General features: G+C 38.4%; 19 protein-coding genes, 1 pseudogene and 1 CRISPR repeat array. Of the genes and pseudogenes, 18 read left to right on the top strand and 2 right to left on the bottom strand.

Translation table 11 applies throughout. The annotated features are described in order from the left end of the window. Window positions 1-99: 99 nt before the first annotated feature. Together CHY_RS10050 and CHY_RS12840 are read left to right on the top strand one after the other, a co-directional pair. The gene (locus CHY_RS10050; protein WP_011345052.1) at window positions 100-657 is read left to right on the top strand and encodes a thermonuclease family protein; all 558 of its coding nucleotides are present in this window, start codon (window positions 100-102) and stop codon (window positions 655-657) included. A 57-nt stretch (window positions 658-714) separates the two neighbouring features. Then, the gene (locus CHY_RS12840) at window positions 715-1,950 is read left to right on the top strand and encodes an ATP-binding protein (protein ID WP_011345051.1); all 1,236 of its coding nucleotides are present in this window, start codon (window positions 715-717) and stop codon (window positions 1,948-1,950) included. Window positions 1,951-2,575: 625 nt separating this feature from the next. Here CHY_RS12840 and CHY_RS10040 read toward each other — a convergent pair. Continuing rightward, a complete protein-coding gene (locus CHY_RS10040; RefSeq protein WP_011345047.1) occupies window positions 2,576-2,896 on the bottom strand; it encodes a hypothetical protein in 321 nt (106 codons plus the stop codon). 288 nt (window positions 2,897-3,184) lie between these two features. Here CHY_RS10040 and cas6 point away from each other — a divergent pair, with 288 nt between their 5' ends. From cas6 to cas2, 8 genes are all read left to right on the top strand, one after another. Then, window positions 3,185-3,931 carry a CRISPR-associated endoribonuclease Cas6 gene (gene cas6 / locus CHY_RS10035; protein WP_011345045.1) on the top strand — a complete coding sequence of 249 codons (747 nt, stop codon included), beginning with the start codon at window positions 3,185-3,187 and terminating at the stop codon, window positions 3,929-3,931. Between the two features lie 71 nt (window positions 3,932-4,002). Continuing rightward, a complete protein-coding gene (cas8b, locus tag CHY_RS10030) occupies window positions 4,003-5,943 on the top strand; it encodes a type I-B CRISPR-associated protein Cas8b/Csh1 (RefSeq protein ID WP_011345044.1) in 1,941 nt (646 codons plus the stop codon). After that, a complete protein-coding gene (cas7b, locus tag CHY_RS10025) occupies window positions 5,944-6,885 on the top strand; it encodes a type I-B CRISPR-associated protein Cas7/Csh2 (protein ID WP_011345043.1) in 942 nt (313 codons plus the stop codon). 16 nt (window positions 6,886-6,901) lie between these two features. Next, window positions 6,902-7,648, top strand: a complete 747-nt coding sequence (gene cas5, locus CHY_RS12835; protein ID WP_011345042.1) for a CRISPR-associated protein Cas5 — start codon at window positions 6,902-6,904, stop codon at window positions 7,646-7,648. Beyond that, complete coding sequence (locus CHY_RS10015; protein ID WP_011345041.1) at window positions 7,648-10,092, top strand: CRISPR-associated helicase/endonuclease Cas3; 2,445 nt, start codon at window positions 7,648-7,650, stop codon at window positions 10,090-10,092. Before cas5 ends, CHY_RS10015 begins: the two co-directional genes overlap by 1 nt. Before the next feature lie 84 nt (window positions 10,093-10,176). Next, window positions 10,177-10,677, top strand: coding sequence for a CRISPR-associated protein Cas4 (gene cas4, locus CHY_RS10010; RefSeq protein ID WP_011345040.1), 501 nt, complete (start codon window positions 10,177-10,179; stop codon window positions 10,675-10,677). Window positions 10,678-10,687: 10 nt separating this feature from the next. Next, entirely contained in the window at window positions 10,688-11,680 is a 993-nt protein-coding gene (gene cas1b / locus CHY_RS10005; protein WP_011345039.1) for a type I-B CRISPR-associated endonuclease Cas1b, read from the top strand. Between the two features lies 1 nt (window position 11,681). Then, complete coding sequence (cas2, locus tag CHY_RS10000) at window positions 11,682-11,945, top strand: CRISPR-associated endonuclease Cas2 (RefSeq protein ID WP_011345038.1); 264 nt, start codon at window positions 11,682-11,684, stop codon at window positions 11,943-11,945. Window positions 11,946-12,272: 327 nt separating this feature from the next. Next, window positions 12,273-16,151: a CRISPR direct-repeat array (repeat unit 30 nt; unit sequence GTTTTAATCGAACCATTCTGGGATTGAAAC). Window positions 16,152-16,773: 622 nt separating this feature from the next. On the opposite strand, the pseudogene CHY_RS13205 reads toward cas2, so the two are convergent. Next, window positions 16,774-16,905, bottom strand: a pseudogene (locus tag CHY_RS13205) (IS481 family transposase); the annotation flags it as partial. Window positions 16,906-17,042: 137 nt separating this feature from the next. On the opposite strand from CHY_RS13205, the gene CHY_RS09990 reads away from it, so the two are divergent. The 8 genes from CHY_RS09990 to csm5 all read left to right on the top strand — a co-directional run bounded on the left by CHY_RS09990 (window position 17,043) and on the right by csm5 (window position 23,861). Next, on the top strand, window positions 17,043-17,264 hold the full coding sequence (locus CHY_RS09990; RefSeq protein WP_011345036.1) for a hypothetical protein: 222 nt from the start codon (window positions 17,043-17,045) through the stop codon (window positions 17,262-17,264). An 18-nt stretch (window positions 17,265-17,282) separates the two neighbouring features. Further along, complete coding sequence (locus CHY_RS09985; RefSeq protein ID WP_011345035.1) at window positions 17,283-17,531, top strand: hypothetical protein; 249 nt, start codon at window positions 17,283-17,285, stop codon at window positions 17,529-17,531. Window positions 17,532-18,027: 496 nt separating this feature from the next. Further along, on the top strand, window positions 18,028-18,330 hold the full coding sequence (locus CHY_RS09980; RefSeq protein ID WP_011345032.1) for a hypothetical protein: 303 nt from the start codon (window positions 18,028-18,030) through the stop codon (window positions 18,328-18,330). Next, complete coding sequence (gene cas10 / locus CHY_RS09975) at window positions 18,327-20,543, top strand: type III-A CRISPR-associated protein Cas10/Csm1 (RefSeq protein WP_011345031.1); 2,217 nt, start codon at window positions 18,327-18,329, stop codon at window positions 20,541-20,543. Before CHY_RS09980 ends, cas10 begins: the two co-directional genes overlap by 4 nt. After that, window positions 20,543-20,977 (top strand): type III-A CRISPR-associated protein Csm2, encoded by a 435-nt coding sequence (gene csm2, locus CHY_RS09970; protein ID WP_083757315.1) that lies wholly within the window; start codon window positions 20,543-20,545, stop codon window positions 20,975-20,977. Before cas10 ends, csm2 begins: the two co-directional genes overlap by 1 nt. A gap of 12 nt (window positions 20,978-20,989) precedes the next feature. Next, the gene (gene csm3, locus CHY_RS09965) at window positions 20,990-21,790 is read left to right on the top strand and encodes a type III-A CRISPR-associated RAMP protein Csm3 (RefSeq protein WP_011345029.1); all 801 of its coding nucleotides are present in this window, start codon (window positions 20,990-20,992) and stop codon (window positions 21,788-21,790) included. Window positions 21,791-21,803: 13 nt separating this feature from the next. Then, entirely contained in the window at window positions 21,804-22,760 is a 957-nt protein-coding gene (csm4, locus tag CHY_RS09960) for a type III-A CRISPR-associated RAMP protein Csm4 (protein WP_011345028.1), read from the top strand. Next, a complete protein-coding gene (gene csm5 / locus CHY_RS09955) occupies window positions 22,761-23,861 on the top strand; it encodes a type III-A CRISPR-associated RAMP protein Csm5 (protein ID WP_011345027.1) in 1,101 nt (366 codons plus the stop codon). It begins immediately after the preceding gene. Window positions 23,862-23,882 lie beyond the last annotated feature (21 nt).

Genomic DNA, 23,882 nt, shown 5'->3' with positions numbered 1-23,882 from the left:
TATAAATGGAGAAAAAATGAATAAAAAATGTTTCAAAATAATTGCTATTTGAAATAGCAATAATCTTTAGTAGTTTAAAAAAAGAGGGGGTATTGGGTATTGTCCGTAGCAAGCAAAACTAAACATCACGATGGGTTAGTTGCAATTTTTGTAATATTAAGTTTGTTAGGGATTTTATGGGTGGCAAAGGATGTAGCAAAAATTGAAGAAAAAATGCTGAAAAGAACAAGACCGGCAATTATTACTGATGTACAAGGTGAAGTAATTACAATTAAGATTTCCGGTATGAAGTTTAAGGTGGTATTATTTGGAATAAAACTATCCACTCAAACTACCAAAAATCAGCAAGATATTAAAAAATATTTACGGGAGAATTGGCTAAAAAAGCCTGTCTGGGTAGAATTTGAATATACTAGCGATGGACACATTTTAAAAAACCAAAAGGGCTACCCTCTGGTATATATATGGGATATTCAACCGACTTCTGGCAAACCGCGCGAAGCTAAGGAACATATGTTAAATGTAAAATTACTGCTTAATGGGTATGCTCAATATTTAAGTTATGGAAAGAATCAAAACTTAAGCCCCTATACAAAGCTTTTTTTAGAAATGCAAGATGTTGCAAGAAAAAATAAAATTGGAATATGGCAATGGTAGATTTTCTTCCTAAATCTTAAATACCTGATAGGTACAAATCACAAGGAGTTGTAAGGGATGGTACTGAGGATATTTATTTTTGTTCAGACGCTTTTAAAATTTATTTATAATTTGTCGTTTGCTTATACTTTTTGGAATACATACAGGATCTTTCAAATATATTCTCCTTCAGATTTGCCTTATTATTCCTTGTACAGCTCTCTTCTGGGTTATGGAGCGGTAAAAATTGTTTTTTTCATGATTGTATTTGCTTTAATTTGGGGTTTACAGCAATTTGTTTTAAGTATTATCTATAATATTTTAAATGACGCTTTAACTACTGTAATAATTAATCTTAGTGGAGGTCAAAAAATAAAAGGATTTAATGGGATTTCAGAAGTTAAGCCCACTAACTTTAATAATAAAGAATGGAATTTTGTAGCGCCGATGCGGTTGGTGTCACGGACTGATGAGGTAGTAAAATATGTATCGATGGGAAATGAATATGAACTATATCATTATTTAAAAGGAGATAAGAATATATTAAAGAGCTTATACGGACTGGAAGAAGCAGTGGAGAGTATTGAGAAGAGCTTAAAGATTGTTTTAGATCCTGAAACAAGCAAAAAATTTCGGGCAATGGGATTAAGTGTACCGAAGAACATTATTTTGTATGGGCCGCCAGGCAATGGAAAAACGAACTTTGCCAGGACAGTAGCTCAGGCTTACGGGTTACCGTTTTTTGTAGTTAATGCCAGTGCTATTATAAGTTCAGGGCAACTGGTTGGGGCAGCGGAGAAGACGTTACTTGAGCTTTTTGCCAATGCTAAAGCATTACGTCCGGCGATTATCTTTTTTGATGAGATAGATGCTATAGCTAAGAAGAGGAGGGCAGAAACCCTTAATTCTGCTTCTGATATTTTAATAAACATTCTTTTAACGCAAATGGATGGGTTTGAAAAGGTTGATGATGTTTTATTAATAGCGGCAACTAACCGGATAGATATTTTAGATGAGGCAATATTAAGGCCGGGACGTTTTGATCAAAAAATACTAATTCCGAATCCCGATAAAGAGGCACGGAAAAAATATTTTGATTTGTTTTTAGGTCAAAAAATTGAAAAAGGTATAGATGCAGAACTTTTAGAATATCTGGCAAATAGTACTGAAGGTTTTTCGGTAGCAGAAATAAAAACAATAGCTGATTCGACGTTAACTGACATGATCTTAAATCATAAATCTGATGTTCAAGAAATATTAAAAACTCATATTAACAAAGTTGCTCAATCAAAAAACAAAGCTGCCAATTCATAATCTAAAATTACTTTTTTTACTTTTTAATATTTTACTTCCCGGAGCTTTTGCTGAGTTACGGAAAGTTTTGTGAAAAAATTTTTTAAAGTATAAGCTGTATGTTGATAAAAATGTTTTGGAAGATGGATTTAATCTTGTTAGGAATTTATTTTTTTGGGAAATCGAGGTTTACTAAGATTAAAAAGGAAACGGAGGAATAGTAAAAATTCTATTTATTGCTTCTTGGAATGGTGCTGGGACTGTTATTTTCCGCTCTTTACCATATAAAACAGGATTTTTTATTTTGCCTGACCTACGATAAAGGGATGGAAAGGCTTCAGGAAATATTGACTTATTGCCGCGTTTATACAAAAAAGAAGTAAATTTGTCAAAAGTAAGGAGTTTAAATATATTAACGAAAAGCATTTTGCATTATGCTAGCTGGCATGGTTCGGTGATGAACAAAAAATTACGGAGCAAGTTCTGTTGAACATTATAGAGGAAATTTATAACAATGTCTCCATAGAGGAAAGTAAACCTTTTCAAGATGCATTCAAACAATACCATGAAAGCCAAAAAAATCGGCTTTACATTTTAGACAGCAGATTGGAAGAAGAAAAGGAAAATCGGGCAAACAAGGAAAAGGTTATGACATAATGTTTACTTGATCATTTTTTCTAAAATAATGTTTTACCAATTTTATACGGCGTTTTGCTACAAACAAAGAAGGTGATTTTTTCGTTTTATCATCACCAAAGATATTTTCGTATAAATAAATGATAAAAATTATTGCTCCAAGAACAAAGCCAGGCCAAAAAGCCCACTTGCCGCCAATAGTTTGCAGAATAGCTCCCAATATAGCTCCAAAAATACTCGAAAAAGCTAAAACAACTCCAGCAAGAAACAAAATAAACAAAATTGTTGAAATGTAATAGATGATATCAGAAATTAAAGCGAAAACCTTCATGATAATCCCTCCCCAGCCAAAATTATACTATTAAAAAGGGATGTTTTTGCCTGAAAAAGAAATTTAAACCTTTTACTCCGAGGAAGGAATATCAAAAAAGACTTCCTCGGAGTTTTCTTTTGGAAAAATTTTTTTGCAGGCCTTTAGTAAAATAATAAACGATAAAGCAGGAAAACCAAAAAATACAAAGAAAATAATTAATGTAGCATATTGCCAGATTTTAGCGAGAAAGGTAAAAAATTTGCCTAAATCTTACGGGATGGAATAAAAGGGAAAGGGTTGGGGTAATTGCGAGCGCTGATAAAATTCGAGGTTAGAAGTAAGGCCTTACTACCTTACAACTATCAACACGCTTTGACAGCCCTAATCTACCGGGGTTTAGGAGTAGAGTCGGCAAAACTTGCTACTTTTCTCCATGATATTGGTTTTCGCAAGGGCAAGAAAACATTTAAGTTTTTTACTTTTTCCCCGCTTTCTTTTACCAATTATAAAACTACAAAAGAAGGAATTATCGTTTTCCCCGGTACGGCAAGTTTTACCGTATCTTCTCCCCTGCCGGAGTTTATTGACTATTTAACATCTGGTCTTTGGGCTCTTCGAAACTTCAAAATCATTACTTTACCGGTAAGTATCATAGAAATCGCGGCAATTCCTCTTAGAAACTTTACCGATGAAGAGTTATTTACTTTAAAGTCACCATTGGTTTTAGCGATAAAAAGTCAGGAGAAGGCCACTCCTACCTATCTGTCCTACGTTGAAGATAAAGCCTTATACAAGGAAAAGCTCTTAAACAACCTTAAAAACAAATACCTGGTTTACTACGGCTGCGAACCCCGGATAGATTATTTCGACTTTGCCTTCGATGAAAGGCATTTTCAAACTAAACTTCCTACCCGCTTAATAACTTATAAAGACCAGAAAATCCGTGGACTTTGTGCTCCTTTTAAAATTAAAACAAATCCCGAGTTAATAAGCCTGGGCTATTATGCAGGCTTTGGGGAAAAGAACAGTATGGGCTTTGGTTTTGTGGAGTAAATTTACTGGAAAAATTTTTTTGGTACCTATTTTTATAATTAAAATTAAAAATTTTACAGGGAGGTGATCAGGTGTTAGAAGCAGTGCGGGAAGTGGGGAGACTTGCCACAGAACACGCTTCGGGGGGATTTTTGGAAAACCTTTGCTTAGAAATTGATGAAGACCAGGGTGGCAAAAAACAGCACGTAGTAATAATTGATTTTGCCACTGCTAATAACTCTTTGAAAATCACTCCCAAGGAAATTACTCCCGGAGTTACGGAAAGAGAATATCTCTGGGTAGGAAATGCCGACGGCAGCAGTAGTCCCCAGTGGTATCTATCGACAAACAATCTATCATTTTTAGTATCCCAAACGCTTCCCAATTTACTGGAGGTTTTACCCGAGGGGTCGAAGTTAGCCCAGAATGTGCAAAAAGTTTTAGACCTTTACTTTTTTGATACCGGCGTAAAGGAGGGGGCCGAGAACCGCTATCGCTACATTTTGAACCTGGAGATGCTGCCAGGATACAAAGGCAGCAAATTACTTGACTTAATCAAAGAAAATCCTAAAGGTAAAAATTTAGCCCAGGCGGTAGCTAAAGAATTTAGTAAATGGATTAAAGATCAGACTGGCCTAAGTGAAAAAGAAGTAGCACTATATACCATTTATTTTGATGGGCAAAAAGGGGTAGATTACAGGGAGTACCAGGAAAAAGTAGAAGCAGCAAAAGTTTTTGATATTTTTGCCGGGGAAGAGGGGGTATGCCACGCTTGTGGAAATTTTGGTCCAATAACCTCCGATACTACTAAGTTAAAATTTAAGTACTATATCACCGATAAAATAGGTTATGCCAGCAATCACGATAAGAAGAACTTCTATAAAAACTACTCACTGTGTCCCGAATGTTATAAAAAACTATTGATTGCTGAAAGCTTTATTCAAAATAAGTTCAATAACCGCCTTGGGAATTTAAACCTGTTCATCATTCCGGGTTTCCTTTTTCCGGTAAATTTAAAAAAGCAGCAGTTTCAAAAATGGATGGAATTTACCAATAATAGTTTTAACAACCTTAAAGGTTATAGTGAGATTGCCGGGTACGAAGAAATGGTTAGCGATTATTTTGAAAACCGGAAAATCTATAATCAGCTAATTTTTAATTTCTTGTTTTACCAAAAAAATAAAGCGGAATTTAAAGTGCTAAAACTTATTAAAGACATACCCCCCAGTCGTATTCTTAAAATCCTGCAGCTTTTTCAGAAAGTAAATGAAGTTTACAAGAAACACTTTAACCAGCTTCTGCCGGAACTTTCTTTAAACCTAAACCGCATTTACTACCAGATTCCTCAGCAAAAAGGCAAAAACAGTGTTGAATACCGGAAATTTTTAGACTTACTTGAGTCCATTTTTACCGGACACCCGGTGGAAAAAAGCTTTATCATCCGTCAGCATATTGAACTTTTTAAAATTTTTGCCTTTACAAAGGAAGGTTTTAATGTCAATCCGGGAAGTGAAAAGTATAAGGAAATTGAACTGGCCAAAGCTTGCCTTCGGGCCAACCTTTTAAATTTATTTTTACAGGAACTTGAAATTCTGCCAAAGGAGGTGGAGGCGGTGGAATTAGAGTTGGACTTAAAAGCTGAAGACTTAGAGTACATCCGGGATATGGGCTATACACCACAGCAGGCTGCTCTGTTTCTTCTGGGGGTGCTGGTAGGGGAAATAGCTTCTGCCCAGCATCAGAGTAATCTCAATAAAGCCATTTTAAATAAACTAACTTATCAGGGGATGAGCTTACGCCGGATTATTTCTTTTGCCAATGAAGTACACCAGAAATTATTCCAGTACAAAAAATTAAATCCCGGTACCGAGAAAATCTACAACAGTATGAAAAAGCTTTTAGACCGGGAAATTCCCCGGTGGAGTTTATCGGAACAGGAAAATGTGTTTTATCTTTTATCCGGCTACAGCTATCTTACCGGGAAAATCTTATCCCGGGCCAAAGTTGAAAAAGCTGAAGTGGAGGGGATGTAAATGGGTGAATTAATAAAGAACAATAGTGAAATTTTATTTATTTACGATGCCAAGCTTACCAATCCCAATGGCGATCCCGATGATGAAAATCGGCCGCGGATGGATTATGAAACTAAAACCAATCTCGTCTCCGATGTCCGTCTAAAGCGATATGTTCGGGATTACTTACAGGAAAAGGGAAAAGAAATATTTGTGGCCAAAGTTGAAGGAGAAACGGTAAACGCCACCGAGAGACTGGAAAAATTGCTTGGTAAAACAAGTAAAAACATAAGTAAAGACGATGTGCCTGTGTTATTAGAAAAACTTGTCGATGTTCGCCTTTTTGGTGCAACCATGCCCATTAAAAGCGAAGACGGCGGAAGTTCATTAACCTTTACCGGACCGGTTCAGTTTAACTGGGGTTATTCTTTAAACAAAGTAGAGTTAGTGGAATCAAACACTATAACTTCTCGCTTTAGCAGTACAAGCGGTAATGAACAGGGGACTATGGGCAAAGACTACCGCCTTTATTACTCTTTAATTGCTTTTCACGGAATTGTCGCGGCGCACCGGGCAAAGTTTACGCAATTAGATATGGAAACCTTATCTTTATTAGATGAGGCACTTGTTAAAGCCATTCCCCTTTTAGCCACCCGGAGTAAAATCGGCCAGTATCCAAGGCTGTATCTTCGAGTGGAGTATGTAGACGATACTACCTATCTGGGGGATTTTAGAAGCTTTCTTGAAGTTAATCCGAAAGAAGGTTTGAGGGATATAACCGATTATTCCCTGGAAGCGGGGAAACTTGTTGATTTGTTGGCCGAAAATAATCCGAAGATTACTAAGATTCTACTGTATTTTGACCATAATCTAAAAACCACCTATCACGGGGAAGCAAAGAATTTTGCCCGATTACTTGCGGAAAAGCTGGGGGATTCTAAGGTAAGTATTCTAAATTATTAAGAAAGGGCTGAAGGCAATGCGGAAAGTAATAGTTTTTGAAATTCGCGGTCCTGCAGCCCACTTCCGCAAGTTTTATACCAACTCTTCTTCCTTAAGCTATGCTTTTCCCGCAAGAACTACGCTGGCGGGAATTATTGCGGCTGTGCTGGGGCTACCGAAAGATAGTTATTATAGCCTTTTAACTGGAAATAAAGCCCACTATGCCTTAAGATTAATGACACCGGTCCGGAAAATTATGCAAACGGTAAAATTTGTCCGGACCAAAACGCTTAAAGAAGTTAACGGCTCCGGCGGGCCAACGATGATACCCACTGAAATAATTCTGCCGGTGCGGGGAAGAGAACTTATTTATCGGGTATACTTTTACCATGATGACCCGAGTTTTCAGGAGGAATTGGCAAAACAACTTGCTCTGGGGCCAAAGTTTCCCGTTTATTTAGGGCGAAGCGAATTTTTAGCAAAAATTGATTTTCTGGGTGTCTTCCCGGGGACAGCTTTAGAAACAAATTTTGTTGATACCGTCGTGAATCTTGAGCTTTTAAAGGACGAAGAGCTTTTATTTTCTACGCTTCATGGTGAAGATTTAAGGTATTTAAAGGAAAAAATGCCCTTTTCCTTTAATCCCGACCGGTCCATAGCCTCTACGGCTTCGGTGGTTTATGAAATCGGCGGGAAAAAGGTAGGCGGTAAATTTAGCGTACCGGCAATTAAGATTGATTCTTTGGGTGATGTGATTTTATTTTTAGAGCCAGGGGTGATTTGATGGTCTATTATTCCCACTTTGATACCGGTGCAGAAAAGCTCTTAAAAGACCATCTGCAGGAAGTAACTGCCAGCATGGTAAAAAAGTTTCAAGGCCTTCCGGGTTTAGACCGGGAGGCTTTTTTAAAAAGCCTTAAAGCGGCAGGGCTTGGCCATGATTTTGGCAAATATACCTCGTACTTTCAGGACCATCTGGTAAATAAAAAAGCGGTGGGGCCTCTGTCTCACCATGCTTTTTTATCGGCGGTGTGGGCTTCGGCTCAGTTTCTTAATGAAAACATTGAAGGGTCTCACCAGTACCTTGCCTTATTAATTTTTTTGGCTGTTTTAAGGCATCACGGAGATCTTGATCATCCTTTAAATAATCTTGCTTCCAAAAGAGCTTTGCGGGAAAATGCTGTCTACAACGAAAGTTTAAAAAATAAACTGGAAATTTTAAAGATGCAGTTAGAGGACCTTTTATTGAACCCTGAAATAGACCGGGAAAATCAAGAGCTCTGGCAAAAACACGGATTTAAATATTTGCCCCTTGGGGAATTTACCCGAAATTATCAGGATTATCTTGGCCGGCTTTATACCTTATATCAGGATTTGACCGAGGAGGAGGAAGAAATTAGATTTCTTTTTTACTTTGCAACGCTGTACTTATATTCATTATTAATAGACTCGGATAAAAAAAGCGCCGCTCAAGCTCTCAAAGAATTTGCAAGGAAAGAACTTCCGTTTTCTGTAATGGCGGAATATCAAAAAGAACTTTCCCAAAAGGCGGAAAAAAGCTATGTAAATACATTAAGGCAAAATTTATTTGCGAAAGTTATAAGTAATGTAGAAAAGCATTTTGAAGGGGAGATATTTTCCTTAACTGCACCAACCGGAAGTGGAAAGACTTTGGCAGGTTTAGGGGCTGCTTTTAAGCTTCGAGAGCTTATCGCCCGGGAAAAAGGGTATACGCCAAGGATTATCTATGCTCTGCCTTTTACCTCAATTATTGACCAGAATTATGAGGTAATTAAAAGGATTTTAGAAACTAAGGTTACGGATTTTCCAGAAAATGAAAGCCTGTACCTTATAAAGCACCATCATTTAGCGGATCTTTCTTTTCGGGTGGAAAAGGAAGAAATTGAAGTGGAAAAAGCTCTTTTATTTACCGAAAGCTGGGAAAGTGAAATTATTGTGACAACTTTTGTCCAGCTCTTTCATACTTTTTTTGGTTTTAAAAATCGGCTTCTTAAAAAATTTCATAAACTTTCCGGAAGCATAATTTTACTGGATGAGGTACAAAATATTCCTTTTGAATACTGGGGGGCGGTGCGGGAGATATTTTTGCAGGCGGTGAAATTGCTTGACTGTAAAGTAATTTTAATGACCGCAACGAAACCTTTAATTTTTTCGCCGGAAGAATGCATTGAGCTGGCAGGGACGGAAGAAGAAATTGCCGAAATGTTTGGGGCATTAAATCGGGTAAAGCTTTCTTATTTGCCGGAAAAAATGACCATCGCTGAATTTGTCCGAAGTTTTAAGGAAAAATATAGCAAAGATAAATCTTATCTTATTGTAGTAAATACCATAAAATCTTCCATTGAGCTTTACCGGAAAATAAAAGAACTGGATTTAGGGATTCCCTTATTTTATCTTTCAACCAACATTACTCCCAAAGAAAGAAGTCAACGACTTTTAGCAATAAAGCAATTAAACCAGCAAAATAAACCTTTTGTTTTAGTATCCACCCAGGTAGTGGAAGCGGGAGTGGATTTAGATGCAAGCTGTGTTATCCGAGACGCCGGGCCTTTGGATTCGGTTATTCAAGTAGCAGGGAGATGTAACCGTAGTGGCCAGAAAGAGCTGGGAGAAGTTATACTTATGAACCTGATTACCGATGAGGGAAAAGATTTTGCTACCCGGATTTACGGTCCGGTGCTTTTAAAGCAAACCCGGGAGTTACTGGAAGAAGCCCGGGAAATCGAGGAAAAGGCTTTTGGGAATTTAATTGGTGGGTATTTTTTAAAGATTACCGCAGAAAAGCTTTTATCCGACAGTCAGGGAAAGAAAACATTGGAAGCAATTTTAAATCTTTCTTTTGCCGATGCCCCTGACGGCAGTCCGGTGATAAGTGATTTTAAACTAATTACGGAAATCCCTTTTTATGTGGATGTCTTTGTGGAGCTTGATGAGGAAGCTAAATTGATCTGGGAAGAGTACAAAAAAGGTGTAATCCAGGAAAGTGATGACCAAAAACGGCGGACAAACTATTTAAAACTAAAATCAAAACTTGCTCAGTATATTATTTCCGTCCCGGGTTTGGAAAAAAATCAAAGCAACATCCGGGGATTGGAACAGGCAGGTTCGTTTTTCCGGCTACCATTAGAATACCTTGAAGATTATTACTCTTTGGAAACCGGGTTTAAACGGGTAACCCTGGGGCGGGAAGAATTTGAAATTTTATAAAGGTAGGGCAGGTTTCAGCCGGCTAATTAAATTGGAGGGCTGGCTTCTGCCCGCGATTTAAAAAATATTGTAGGGGAAGGGTACATGAGTGAAATTAGCATTGGCGGAACTTTAATCTGGTATTACTACATTTGTCCCCGGCAGGTCTGGTTTATGGGGCGGAAGATTACTCCCGACGAAGACAATGAACTTTTGGATTTAGGCAGGGTAATTCATGCCCAGAGTAAGAAGCCGGGGGTCAGGGAAATGGTTCTTGGAGGAAGTAAAATTGACCTTATTACCCGGGAAGACGGGGAGCTTTTGGTTTATGAAATAAAGAAAAGCTCAAAGTTTAAAGAAGCATCGAAGATGCAGCTTTTATATTACTTACTGGAATTTAAGAGGCGGGGCGTCGAAATTGCCGGGGAGTTATCGTACCCTGAAGAAAAGAAGCGCGAAAAGGTAAGATTAACTCCTGAAGATGAAGCAAAGCTTGTTGCAGCGGAGAAAGACATTTTGCGGATTATCTATCAAGAGACGCCCCCGCCGTACCAAAAAACTCCCTTTTGTAAAAAATGTGCTTATCTTGAGTTTTGTGTAGCATAGGAGGGGAGAAATGCGTAAGGCTATCTACCTTTTTTCGGATGGAAAACTGCAGCGAAAAGGAAATACCCTTTATTTTGAAAGTGAAGGACTCAAAAAGTACCTGCCGGTGGAAGATGTGGGAGAAATTTTTGTTTTCGGTGAAGTGGAATTTAATCGGAAACTGGTGGAATTTTTATCCCAGAACGAAATAATCCTCCATTATTTTAATCATTACGGCTACTACATGGGAACTTTTTATCCCCGGGAGCATTATAATTCGGGCTACATGATTTTAAAGCAGGCGGAGCATTTTTCCGATCAAAGTAAGAGAATATTCTTAGGACGGGCAATAGTAAAAGGGAGTGCTCGCAATATTTTGCAGGTATTAAAGTATTATGCCCAGCGGGGAAAAGAGGTAGAAAGTAACGTTGAGTTAGTTGAGAACTATCTAAATAAGGTAACGGAGGCGAAAGAGCCAAATGAGCTTTTAGGCCTGGAAGGTAATATCCGGGAAACCTATTATCAAGCTTTTGACGTAATTTTGCAGGATAAAACTTTTTTATATGAAAAAAGAACCCGTCGGCCTCCCCAAAATTATTTAAATACTTTAATAAGTTTTGGCAATTCTTTACTTTATTCTGCTGTCCTTAGTGAAATTTATAAAACCCATTTGGATCCGCGGATTGGCTTTTTACATGCTACCAATTTTCGAAGCTTTACCTTAAATTTAGATATTGCCGAAATATTTAAGCCCATAATTGTTGATAGGACAATTTTTAGTTTAATTGGACGAAAAGAAATTAAAAAAGAGCATTTTGAAAAAGGATTAGAAGGCTTTGCTCTGACAACTGAAGGGAAAAAACTTTTTATTACCGAATTTGAAGAAAAATTGAAAACCACTATTAAACATCCGGAATTAAAGAGGGATGTGTCGTACCGCTTTTTAATTCGCTTAGAACTGTATAAACTGGAAAAGCATTTGCTGGGAGAAAAGCCCTTTGAACCTTTTGTTTCGAGGTGGTAGCTTGTTTGTCATTCTGGTTTATGACGTAAATCAAAAACGAGTTGCCAAAGTCTTAAAAACGGCTCGAAAATATCTTTACTGGGTGCAGAACTCGGTTTTGGAAGGAGAAATTACCGAAGCAAATTTTCGCCGGTTAAAAGGAGAGCTTTCGAGGATAATTAATCAAGATGAGGATTCAGTGCTGTTTTATATTTTTGGTTCCATGAAATATTCTTCCCGGGAGCTTTTGGGTATTCAAAAAGGAGGTGAAACCAATATGCTTTAATTATGCCTTTTATGTGAAATATTGAACTTAGCTTAGTGAGGTCGACGAAAAAAGTGCATATACTATGAATAAATGCCTTAATAAGGCCAAAATTTCACCGGTAAAACGAAAAATTATGCAAATAAACTAAAAAATATACAAATTTTTTCGTCGACCTGCGGTTACCCCCAAAATCCAGGAAGGTCGACGAAAGGGCAAAAATAGCCTTTAAGCCTTGAGAATTAAGCGTTTAGTGGAAATTTACCACTATGCACCAATATTAACATTGAAAAATGTAAACTTCTTCTTTCTTTAAAAATCTTTTTCTTTTATAATTAATTATGGGTTGTTTTAATCGAACCATTCTGGGATTGCAATCTGCGTTCTCACGCAATACATAAAAAAGCAGTCCCAGTTGTTTTAATCGAACCATTCTGGGATTGCTGATGTGGCCACTGGTGATGCTGGCGCTGCTGGCACGTTGTTTTAATCGAACCATTCTGGGATTGCGGTCATTCAAGCGTTCAAATCACGATGGACATATACGTTGTTTTAATCGAACCATTCTGGGATTGCAAGTAAGAATTGGTGTAGGAGCGACAGAATACACAACGTTGTTTTAATCGAACCATTCTGGGATTGCATGTAAGCTGTCCCCGTGTATTTGTTAGTCCCGTTAAGTTGTTTTAATCGAACCATTCTGGGATTGCCAGAGAATTATAGACAGCTTGTTTAACCCGATTATCGTTGTTTTAATCGAACCATTCTGGGATTGCGCTTCGGAAGTAAACAAACCGGATGGTTTTTGTGAGGTGTTGTTTTAATCGAACCATTCTGGGATTGCCTTATTTTCAAATGGCTTAATACTTCCCTTGAACCCGTTGTTTTAATCGAACCATTCTGGGATTGCATTTTTTTAATTACCTCTACAATTCGGCCAGTATGGTTGTTTTAATCGAACCATTCTGGGATTGCTTCACTCACTTTTCACTACTTGTTTTTTTCATCTAAGTTGTTTTAATCGAACCATTCTGGGATTGCCTTATTTTCAAATGGCTTAATACTTCCCTTGAACCCGTTGTTTTAATCGAACCATTCTGGGATTGCGCCTGAAAACTGTTTTAGTAACGCTATTCAAGCCAAGTTGTTTTAATCGAACCATTCTGGGATTGCATTTTCCAATATACAGAAGTAGTAATCTCAAAAGTGTTGTTTTAATCGAACCATTCTGGGATTGAAACAGACGCATGGCCAGTTCTTTTTGCGTCATGCGGTTTTCGTTTTAATCGAACCATTCTGGGATTGAAACTATTTCTTGCTATTTCATCGTAAGAAATTTTCTCAGTTTTAATCGAACCATTCTGGGATTGAAACATACTTTTTCCTCAAGCTGCATTACCCATTACCTGCCTGTTTTAATCGAACCATTCTGGGATTGAAACAAAAGAGATGAATAAAATTCTTTATAAAAAATGGCAGTTTTAATCGAACCATTCTGGGATTGAAACTACGTTACCAGCAAATTATTAATACTTACATAAACCGTTTTAATCGAACCATTCTGGGATTGAAACAAGCAATTTCTGCAAGTTGTTTACTTTTGAATGATTCGTTTTAATCGAACCATTCTGGGATTGAAACCATTAAGATGGTCGAAGATGAAGAAGCAAACATGTAGTTTTAATCGAACCATTCTGGGATTGAAACCAATGGGGCTATTGTATGTACAAATAGCTATTTTACTGTTTTAATCGAACCATTCTGGGATTGAAACCCAAAAGTGCAATGAGATACCCAGCACCAGAAAGAAGTTTTAATCGAACCATTCTGGGATTGAAACGCATAAACTTTGCCCAGTACTCCCTGGCTTCTTCTTGTTTTAATCGAACCATTCTGGGATTGAAACGCGGAACAGTAGAAGATAATAATATTATGCTAAACTGGGTTTTAATCGAACCATTTTGGGATTGAAACACTCCAAGAAGTGAATATATGAAAGATTACGATTGGAGTTTTAATCGAACCATTCTGGGATTGAAACTTGACACCCTTCACTGTTTGCAACATTTCCACAAAAGTTTTAATCGAACCATTCTGGGATTGAAACGAACGTTTACCAATTGACCTTGCACGATTGGGGCGAGGTTTTAATCGAACCATTCTGGGATTGAAACCTAAAAGGGGGTTAACAAGGTGCAGTTAGCATTAAGGTTTTAATCGAACCATTCTGGGATTGAAACTCAGTAACAAAAAGACAAATCATATCATCACCAGAGTTTTAATCGAACCATTCTGGGATTGAAACAATGATATTTCAATTGGAAACTTTACAGTCTACCGTAGTTTTAATCGAACCATTCTGGGATTGAAACAAAGGCGAGGTGTTCAAAAAGCCGCTGATTGTACTTGGGTTTTAATCGAACCATTCTGGGATTGAAACAAACTATGGCAGGCCGAAGGATTAAAGCCACCTAAGTTTTAATCGAACCATTCTGGGATTGAAACATCCTTACCGCCTGCCTGCTTACCTCAAACTCCCATGTTTTAATCGAACCATTCTGGGATTGAAACATATAGTCGCAGACATGGATTTAGACCACAACCTGGTTTTAATCGAACCATTCTGGGATTGAAACAAAAATTATTTGAGGATTATGGTTATAATGTAGAAGTTTTAATCGAACCATTCTGGGATTGAAACTTGCTTATTAGCTTCTAATTCATTTACTATATTCTGGTTTTAATCGAACCATTCTGGGATTGAAACGCCAAACCTTCCCTAAAAACTGCTTAAACATATCAGGTTTTAATCGAACCATTCTGGAATTGAAACGAGGTAAAAGAAAAGAAAACCAAGAAAGCCGCTGGCGAAGTTTTAATCGAACCATTCTGGGATTGAAACACTATAATTTCACCTTGTCGGTTTGTGAAAGTCTTTATGTTTTAATCGAACCATTCTGGGATTGAAACTACGGCCGAATACCGTCCAATACATACCCAACTTTGTTTTAATCGAACCATTCTGGGATTGAAACCACACCCGGCATCGGGAGCTGTATCCTGCCGGCATGGTTTTAATCGAACCATTCTGGGATTGAAACCAGAAAGACGTCCAAGAACGAGATAAATACGGTAGGGTTTTAATCGAACCATTCTGGGATTGAAACTTCTGCCAATCAATTCGGTCTTGTTTTCGCCAGCTCTGTTTTAATCGAACCATTCTGGGATTGAAACTCAAGAATATCAACTCTCAGCACCTCCGGGTGGAATGTTTTAATCGAACCATTCTGGGATTGAAACCCTCCCACGTTTATACGGCCGTGGTCCACCGACTTTGTTTTAATCGAACCATTCTGGGATTGAAACCTGAAAATTATTTCCAGCCCTGAAACGCAGATTTTGGTTTTAATCGAACCATTCTGGGATTGAAACATTTAACTGGCAATAAATCGTGTTGTTTAATCAATTGTTTTAATCGAACCATTCTGGGATTGAAACCTTGAATAATCCACTCTCCTGCTGGTCAGTTCAAAAAGTTTTAATCGAACCATTCTGGGATTGAAACGCCAGGAAAAACGCGGACTATGGCGACAGCTACCACGTTTTAATCGAACCATTCTGGGATTGAAACTTGCATGCTGATAGTCTTGTTTAAGCAGTCCATATGGTTTTAATCGAACCATTCTGGGATTGAAACCAAGGTGTTAACTTTACTGATTTATTGGCAAATGCGTTTTAATCGAACCATTCTGGGATTGAAACTCTTCTAAATTTAATGAAGAAAACCAGTCCTTCAATGTTTTAATCGAACCATTCTGGGATTGAAACAAGAAAGAAATATAATAAGCGATATACCTAAATTCCGTTTTAATCGAACCATTCTGGGATTGAAACCTAAATACCCATTTTCCTGCTCTAAATAGACTCTTACGTTTTAATCGAACCATTCTGGGATTGAAACTTCACCGACCTTGCTTTGCGGTCCGGAGGTGATTTTGGTTTTAATCGAACCATTCTGGGATTGAAACCTCAAACTGACATGACCGACCAGTATGGGAAAACCAAGTTTTAATCGAACCATTCTGGGATTGAAACTTTCAAAGTCCTCCGCCAACTTCTGGATTGCTTCAGGTTTTAATCGAACCAATTTGGGATTGAAACAAGCAATTCGCTTAATAACATGATTATCATCCTCCTGTTTTAATGGAACCAATTTGGGATTGAAACGTATGGCCCTACAGCTTTTTTAATACGTGTGAACTTGCAAATTATTTGGGCACCAATATTTCAAAATAAAATAGCATAGAAGTAGGCTGTAATTTGCAAAAATTGCAAATTATTTTGGTAGGTCAGTATAACCTTTTGCAAAATATCACGGTATTTTAGCAGAGAAAAATAAAAAGAAAACCGGCCGCATAAGTGCGACCGGGCAAAATTAGAAACCAGTATCCTGAGCAGCTAACCTAACTACCTCAGCATCAATGATTTCCTTTTTAGCCTGGAAACCATAAAGCAAGCAATGAGTGGCGAGTTTATTGATAAGCCGGGGCCACCCCCGGGATAAAGAGGCAATAGCTTCGATGGCAGGCTCGGAAAAAATATTATGGTTAGCTCCTGCAAGCTCCATATGATGCTGGGTGTAGCCTGCAACCTCTTCCCGGGTTAAAGGCTTAACCTTATAACTCATGGCGATTCTTTGGGCAAGAGGCCTTTTCTGATTTAAGGTAAGTTTATCTAAAAGATGAGGAAGGCCTGAAAGATGAAGAAGTCGGGCCGAAGCTTCGGAATAAGAAGCAGAAGGGAAAGAGTCAGCGGTTTTGATTTCCTTAGTAAAAGGAGCTTTGGTCTGTTTCTCTAAAGAAGTAACCGGCTTTTCTTTCAATAAAGGAAAGAAACGAGTTTTAACCGTACCAAAGAACCGCTCAATTTTCCCCTTACTGGGGGCATCATAAGGCTGGGTATGGGTCAGGATAATATAAAAAAATGCTATAGAAAACTTAAGTAATTTACTGCAGTATTAAAGGGAAAAAACTAATGTTGGGAACAATAGAGGTAACCGTGGATTAAGGTAAATAAACAGGTAAGTTTTGGTTAGTAAAAAACTATGTGGATGAATAATTGGAGGGAGGAATAAAGAAGATTGACGAGCTTGATGTTGTCAGAACTAAGGATGGGCGTGAGGGAACTGTTGTTCATGTTTTTGATGTAAAAGATTTGCCTAAAGCTTATGAAGTAGAATTTGGTGATGGTGAGTTAGAAACAATCGAGGAAGATAAAATTAGCGAAGTGGTTTGGCGAATAATTAAACACTCAACCAGGGAAAAAGGAAAAGGTGAATGACATTTGGAGTGATGAAAAATGATGTATGATGTTTATAGGAGTTTAGAAGAGTTTATCGAAGACTTAGAAACTATTCGAGAAATTGAATTTGAATATAACGGGAAGGACTATTCGCTATCTTATTTTGAAAAAGTTCACATTGCTGAATACGATAAGCCTGAGACACACAAGGAATATGATACAATTGAGGAATTCTTAAATGAGTTCAAAATTGACGGGATACCAATTAAGGAATTAGCTACGAAAATTAAAGTAATATTCCATTAACCACCCAGCCGAACAGGTTGAGGTGGTATTTTTATGCCTTTTTATGGGAGGTAAGTATCAAATGGCAGAAAAGGTTTCTAATAAGCCATGGATCAATTTTAGTGAAAGTGACTATGATATAAAGAACTATCATGAATGCATGCTTAATATATCTTATGCCTAAAAAGCGAATATACAAGTAAGGAAAAAAATACAAAGTCTTAATCGAACCAATCTGGGATTGAAATATGGCCGAGGAGAACGACCTGCTTTGGAACGTTTTAATCAAAGCATTTAAAAAGGAAGTTGCCCGGAGGCAGTGTTGCCTTCGGGTCGTTTTTATTTTTGGAAAAAATTTTTCCGACTTATCTTTGTAAAATAATCATGAAAATTTTTAAACAACAAAGGGATGACGAATGTAACCCGGCAAGATATGTTATTATAGATGTAACAATTTACAGAAAATTCCTTTGGATGAAAAAACGAGATTAGAAAGTTTTTGCTGGTGGCCGAGATAGTGTATATAAAGCCTGAACAGCAGGTTTTAATTGCCAACAAAAAACATGTTCATTATTACCCCCATAAAATGAATTTTACAGCAAGTAAATTTTTAGCTTACCGGGATCATTACGCAAAAATGAAGAAAATCAAAGAAATTCTGAATAATTGCAGTATGGAAGATTTACCGGAAAATGAAGAATTGAAAAAATATTATAAACCAAAAGTTTTAAATAATGCCAAAAGAGGAAAAACAAATTTTATAAAGAATTATAAAAATGTATTAAATTCACAATTTCTGACGAAAGGAGGGGGAAAATGATTGAAAATATCTACTGGGCGGGGCTTTTGCACGATATCGGGAAGTTCTGGCAGCGGGCAGAAAATAAACAAATAAAACACCAGGAACTATCCGGCACTTTTGTCCACCATAACTTTGCCAGCGAAGAGCTGGTGGCCCTGGTTGCAAACCACCATGACCCTGAAACAAAAGATGATTACATCTTAGCAATTGCCGATAAACTATCCGCCGGAGAAAGGGAGGATCAATCTCCGGGAGGAAATGTTGCCGACGAACCGCTGATTTCGCTGTTTTCCCGCATTAAATTAAGCCGGGGAGCGGAAGGAGAACAGTACATTCCTTTAAAGCTCTATGAACCTGATGAACCACCTTTTCCCGTTGCCGATAAAAGAAAAGCAACCCTAAATGGCAATGGCTATAAACAGCTCTGGGATAGTTTTAATCAGGAATTTTCAAAAGTTAAAAATAATCTCAATGCAACATTGTATCTCCTCCAAAAATACTTAACCCTTATTCCTTCTGCGGCGTTCTACTCCCGGGCTACCATCTCCCTCTATGACCATGCCAGAACTACTGCTGCTATTGCTGCTGCTCTCTATAAGGAAGATATACCCGAACCGACTTTGCAAAAAATCCACCAGCATTTGAAAAATAAAAATTATCAGGCTTCCGAGTTACAAAAGCCCTATTTCTTACTGGTAGGTGGCGATATCGCCGGGATTCAGGACTTCTTGTACGATATTCCCTTGGATAATGCAGCTAAAAACCTCAGGGGCCGTTCTTTTTTAGTAGGCTATTTAAACCGGCTGATAGCTCTCTATCTGGTTGAAGAGTTAGGCCTTTTAGAACCAAGCATTCTTCTAATTGGCGGGGGCCGCTTCACATTACTCCTTCCTTATTCTGATTTAGAAAAACTTCAGGAAATAAAAGGGCGAGTTGAAAAAATAATTTATCAGGCTTTTAACGGTAAACTTAAGTTTATCCTGGGAAGTATTCCGCTTACGATAAACGACCTGGCTGAGGGAAATATCACCAAACGCTGGGATGATTTGGGGCAGGAATTAAACCGGGAAAAAATGAAACCGTTTTTAACTCTAATAAAAGAGACACCAGATTTAATATTTGGTCCTTTTGATACACCGGATAATATTTGTCCCATTTGTGGCAGGGAAGTAACTGGCGAAACAGGGCTTTGTTCTTTCTGTCAGAGTATTGTGGAAATGGGAGCTGAACTTCCCAGGACTGAGATTTTACAGGAGAAAAAAGTAGTTGAAAAAAGCAGTATTAACGAAATAAGCAATATAAATGAGCTTTTCCTGGCCCTTGGACGTCAGGTTAGATTTTCTGATAAACCTGAGCAGGACTACTTTAATTTACTTTTAAATAGTTATGATTTTGTAGTTAAGAATTGTCAGGGTTTTTATTTTGCACCTAAAACTGCTGCGTACGAGTTTGAGGTTTTGGCTAAAAAGAGTGAAGGAATAGATACCTGGGGAGTTCTTCGGGGAGATGTGGATAACCTGGGAAAATTATTCCGTGAGGGATTTGCTGATAAAATAACCATTACCTCGATAGCAGCTTTATCCAGGGCGATGGGTGAATTTTTTGGCGTATACTTTAATGATTTGTTAAAAGAATTTGGAGATACGGTTTATACCGTTTATGCTGGAGGAGATGATTTCTTTGTGGTGGGCAGCTGGTCGGTACTGCCCAAGGTGGCCTTGAAATTAAGGCGGCAATTTACCCTTTACTGTGCAGGCAACCGCGATTTAACTTTTTCAGCGGCCATCAAGCTTGCCCCAAACTTTAAGCATCCTCTCTTTAAAGTTGCCCAAGAGGCTTATGAGCTTTTGGAGGAGAAAGCTAAAACTGGGAGCAAAGATAAGATTGCCTTTTTAGACAGGGCTTATACCTGGGATGAGTTTAGCCGGTTACAAGGATTAAAAGACCACATTAAGAAAGTAGTTCAAGGCGGAGGTTCCAGGGCAATTATCCAGCATCTATACGGTATAAAAAATCTTCTAAATGCTGGCGAACGGGAGGCATCCTATCCCAAGGTGTGGCGCCTGGTATATCAGTTAAGCCGTTACCGGGATAGTCTTAAGAAGGAGTTACAAACTTATTTCCGCGAAAAGATTATGGATGTGGTGGTATTCAATACTACCGAAATCAATCCTTTAGCTTCACCGGCGGCACGGTGGGCAGAATTAGAACTAAGAGCGAGGGGGGATTAATGATGAATGGAAAAAATAATAGAGCCAATCCTGGAAGACAGCAAAACCAGGAAAACCCTGTCCAGGAAGTACTGCAAGCAGTGGATAAGTTTTTAAATCCAATAGAAGACCCCAAAGGGGAGCTTTTAATTTCAAGTGCGGAGAAGCTTGGTAGTTTTTTAGCCCGGGTGGCTAAAATGACTACTTCCCAGATTAGAAATCTTTATACGGAAGCAAAATCTATTAATTATAAAGATTCCGACGGTCCTTACCGGGTTAATTTACTCCGGGCTAAGTTTGCGTATATTGCTGGGCGGTACAGTCAGGTGAGAGATTTGCAAAAAATTGCCGATAAAGCTTTGGCCCAGATTGATAGCTATGAGAAATTTAAACGGTTTATTGATTTTTTTGAAGCTGTAGTTGCCTATCACCGGGCTTATGGCGGTAAAGAATAGGAGGGATGAGGGATGGAAGAGTTAAAACTTTTAGGAAAAATTGTAATTAAAGGTAAAATCAAAGCTTTAACCGGCCTTCATATAGGTGGAGCCCAGGGGAATACTGAAATTGGTGGGGTTGACAATAGCGTTATTAAAGATGAGGAAGGAAAACCGTATATTCCAGGATCCAGTTTAAAAGGAAAACTTCGGAGCTTACTGGAAAATCACGAAGGCTATTTGAGTGCAACCAAACTGGTATTACAGAAAAAAGGTGCTGAACCAATTCGCATTCATATTTGCAATGAACCGGAATGTCCGGTATGTATTATCTTTGGTAGAAACCACGGGAAATACACTCTTGCTGATAATCAGACTGAGCTGGTGATTTCCAACGCTACCCCCACCCGCCTCTATTTCAGGGATGCCTGCTTGGATGAAGAAAGCATTAAAGACATTAAGCCCAATCTTGATTTGGAATGGACCGAGGTTAAATTTGAAAACTCCATTGACCGGATTACTTCGGCGGCTAATCCCCGGCAGACCGAAAGAGTACCGCGGGGAGCGGAGTTTTGCTTTGAACTGGTTTATAACGTTTTGCGGGAAGAAGATAAAGAGCTGTTTTCTAAAGTATTAACTGCAATGAAGCTTTTAGAAGATGACTATCTCGGAGGTTCCGGCAGCCGAGGTTACGGAAAGATTATGTTTAAAGATTTAGCAGTTTACTGGAAGTCTCGCGAGGAATATGAGACCGGAAACTTTAGCGCTCAACCGATAGTAATGGGGTCTTTAGAGGAGCTTATGCAGAAGAATATTCCGCAATTGTTGAAGTAAAGGGGAGAAGCCAATGGCCTACAAAATAGCTCTAATTAAGCCTAAAGGCCCTCTAAATCTGGGTAGGAGAACAGGGGATCTAACTAATAGTAAAATCTTGCCGGGAAGCGACCAGCTGTTTTCGGCTCTCTTAAATGCTTATTCCCTTTATTATGGGGCTGGGGAGACGAAGGCCTTTTTCGAAGCTTTATTGGAAAAACCGGTTTTAGAACTTTCTTCTCTCTTTCCAGCTCAAGTTACCGGGGAAAAAGTATATTATTTTGTTCCTAAGCCTTTGACTTTGGATTTAACTCCTTATTTTACGGATGTAAAAACTGCAAAAAAAATAGAATACTTACCCGTAGAAAGCTTAGAAAAAATTGCTAAAGGCGAAGGGCCGGGAGAAGGGTATGTTGTTCAGAAAGCATATCTTCCGGTAAAGCAGGAGTACTGGCACCAAAGCCGGGAGATTCCTCGGGTAGCCTTAGACCGGATTACTTCCAGTTCCAACATTTATTACTGCACGGGTATAACCTTTGCGGAAAATATTTATCTATATTTCCTCTATGAAATAGCACCGGAGTGGAAAACAAAATTTGAAACAGCTTTAAGAGTTCTGGCGGATGAAGGACTGGGAGGAGAGAGGACCTACGGCTTTGGCCAGTTTTCCATAGAGTTTCGGGAAGATTTTTCTTGGCCGCTTCAAGGAGAATATAGGTTTTTACTTTCAAATTATTATCCTAAGGAAGATGAATTACTTAAGATTGCAGATGGGGTAAAAGCCTACACCCTAGTTGAGTCAGGGGGATATGTGTTTAGCAGTTTTGACCGGGGGGTAAGAAAAAAATCGGTACGTTTCTTTGGACCGGGTTCAGTCTTTGGCTTTAAGCCAGTGGGACGTTTGGTAGATGTTACTCCCAAATACTTTACCGAGCATCCGGTATACCGGTACGGTTATGCCTTTACCCTTCCTTGGAAAGGGGGGATATAAGTGGCAACATACGAAATTGAGGTTTTATCTCCGCTCTTTGTTGGTTCCGGTCAAAAATATCCTCCCCTGGAATATTTAATTTCGTTAGAAGAAGAAAAATTTGTGGTTGCCGATATGGAGCGGGTATTTACCTCGCCAAGGTTTGTGTTAAACGATTTTTTGGATAAGGTTAAAAGACCGGGATTTTTTCTGGGAGAGTCATATCCCTGGGCCAGAGAATTTCCACGTTTTAAATTTTCCAGTTCAAGGAAAACTTTAATGGACCTGAAAATTCGCAAAGCGGAAGTTTTAGCCCCTGTAGCTGAAGGGCAGGGTTTTTATTTACCCGGAAGTTCTTTGAAAGGTTCTCTTAGGACGTTAATCTATAAAATAAATTTACCCGAAATAAAAGAAACTTTTAACCAAAAAATTAAAGAAAGGCTGCAAAATCCAAGGATCAAGAAAGAGAAACTAAGCGAAGCAGCGGAAATGGCTTTAACCGGAACCCCTAATTACTCTCTTTTCCGTGCTCTTAAGGTAGGTGACAGCCTGCCCCTGGGGGAGGAAAGTTTAGGGCTTTATCAGGTAAAGGTGTTAAGCCTTACGACCAGTGGTTACCGGTGGAAAGTTCTACCTGGAGAGCAATCTACAGCAGATTTGGAGCAGGCTACCAGCAGCTTTTTCATTGGTTTTAAACCGGGAGTTAAGCTTCAGGGAAGTTTTAAGGTAGAGGAAAAGTATCTTAACGATGATAACTTTCCTCTGGTGAATAAAGCATTTTTTAATAACTGGCAGGAGAGGGCCAAAGAGGTTCAGCGGCAATTTTTACAAAATGAACTAAAATTTTATGAGGAAATTGGTCTTGAAGAGCTTAAAAAGTTTTACCAGAAACTTATTCAGGATAGCAATGACGGAATAATTTTGCAGTTAGGCTGGGGAACTGGCTTTAACAGTAAGACTTTAAAAGAAGCCCTTCCGGAAGAGGAGTTAAAGGAAGTAATTAACTGGGCCAAGATAAAATACCGGGAAAACTTTCCTTTCCCTAAAACCCGAAAAATAGTGGTGGAGAAAGGGAAGCCTTTATATCCCACGGGATGGATTAAATTAAGGATTTTAGATTAGGGCTCGAAGAATTAACCTTCG

It is taken from the genome of Carboxydothermus hydrogenoformans Z-2901 (assembly GCF_000012865.1).
GTDB classification, from domain to species: Bacteria; Bacillota; Z-2901; order Carboxydothermales; family Carboxydothermaceae; genus Carboxydothermus; species Carboxydothermus hydrogenoformans.
Note: the sequence above shows the minus strand (reverse complement) of the source record. Positions and strands in the feature narration are given on the sequence as shown.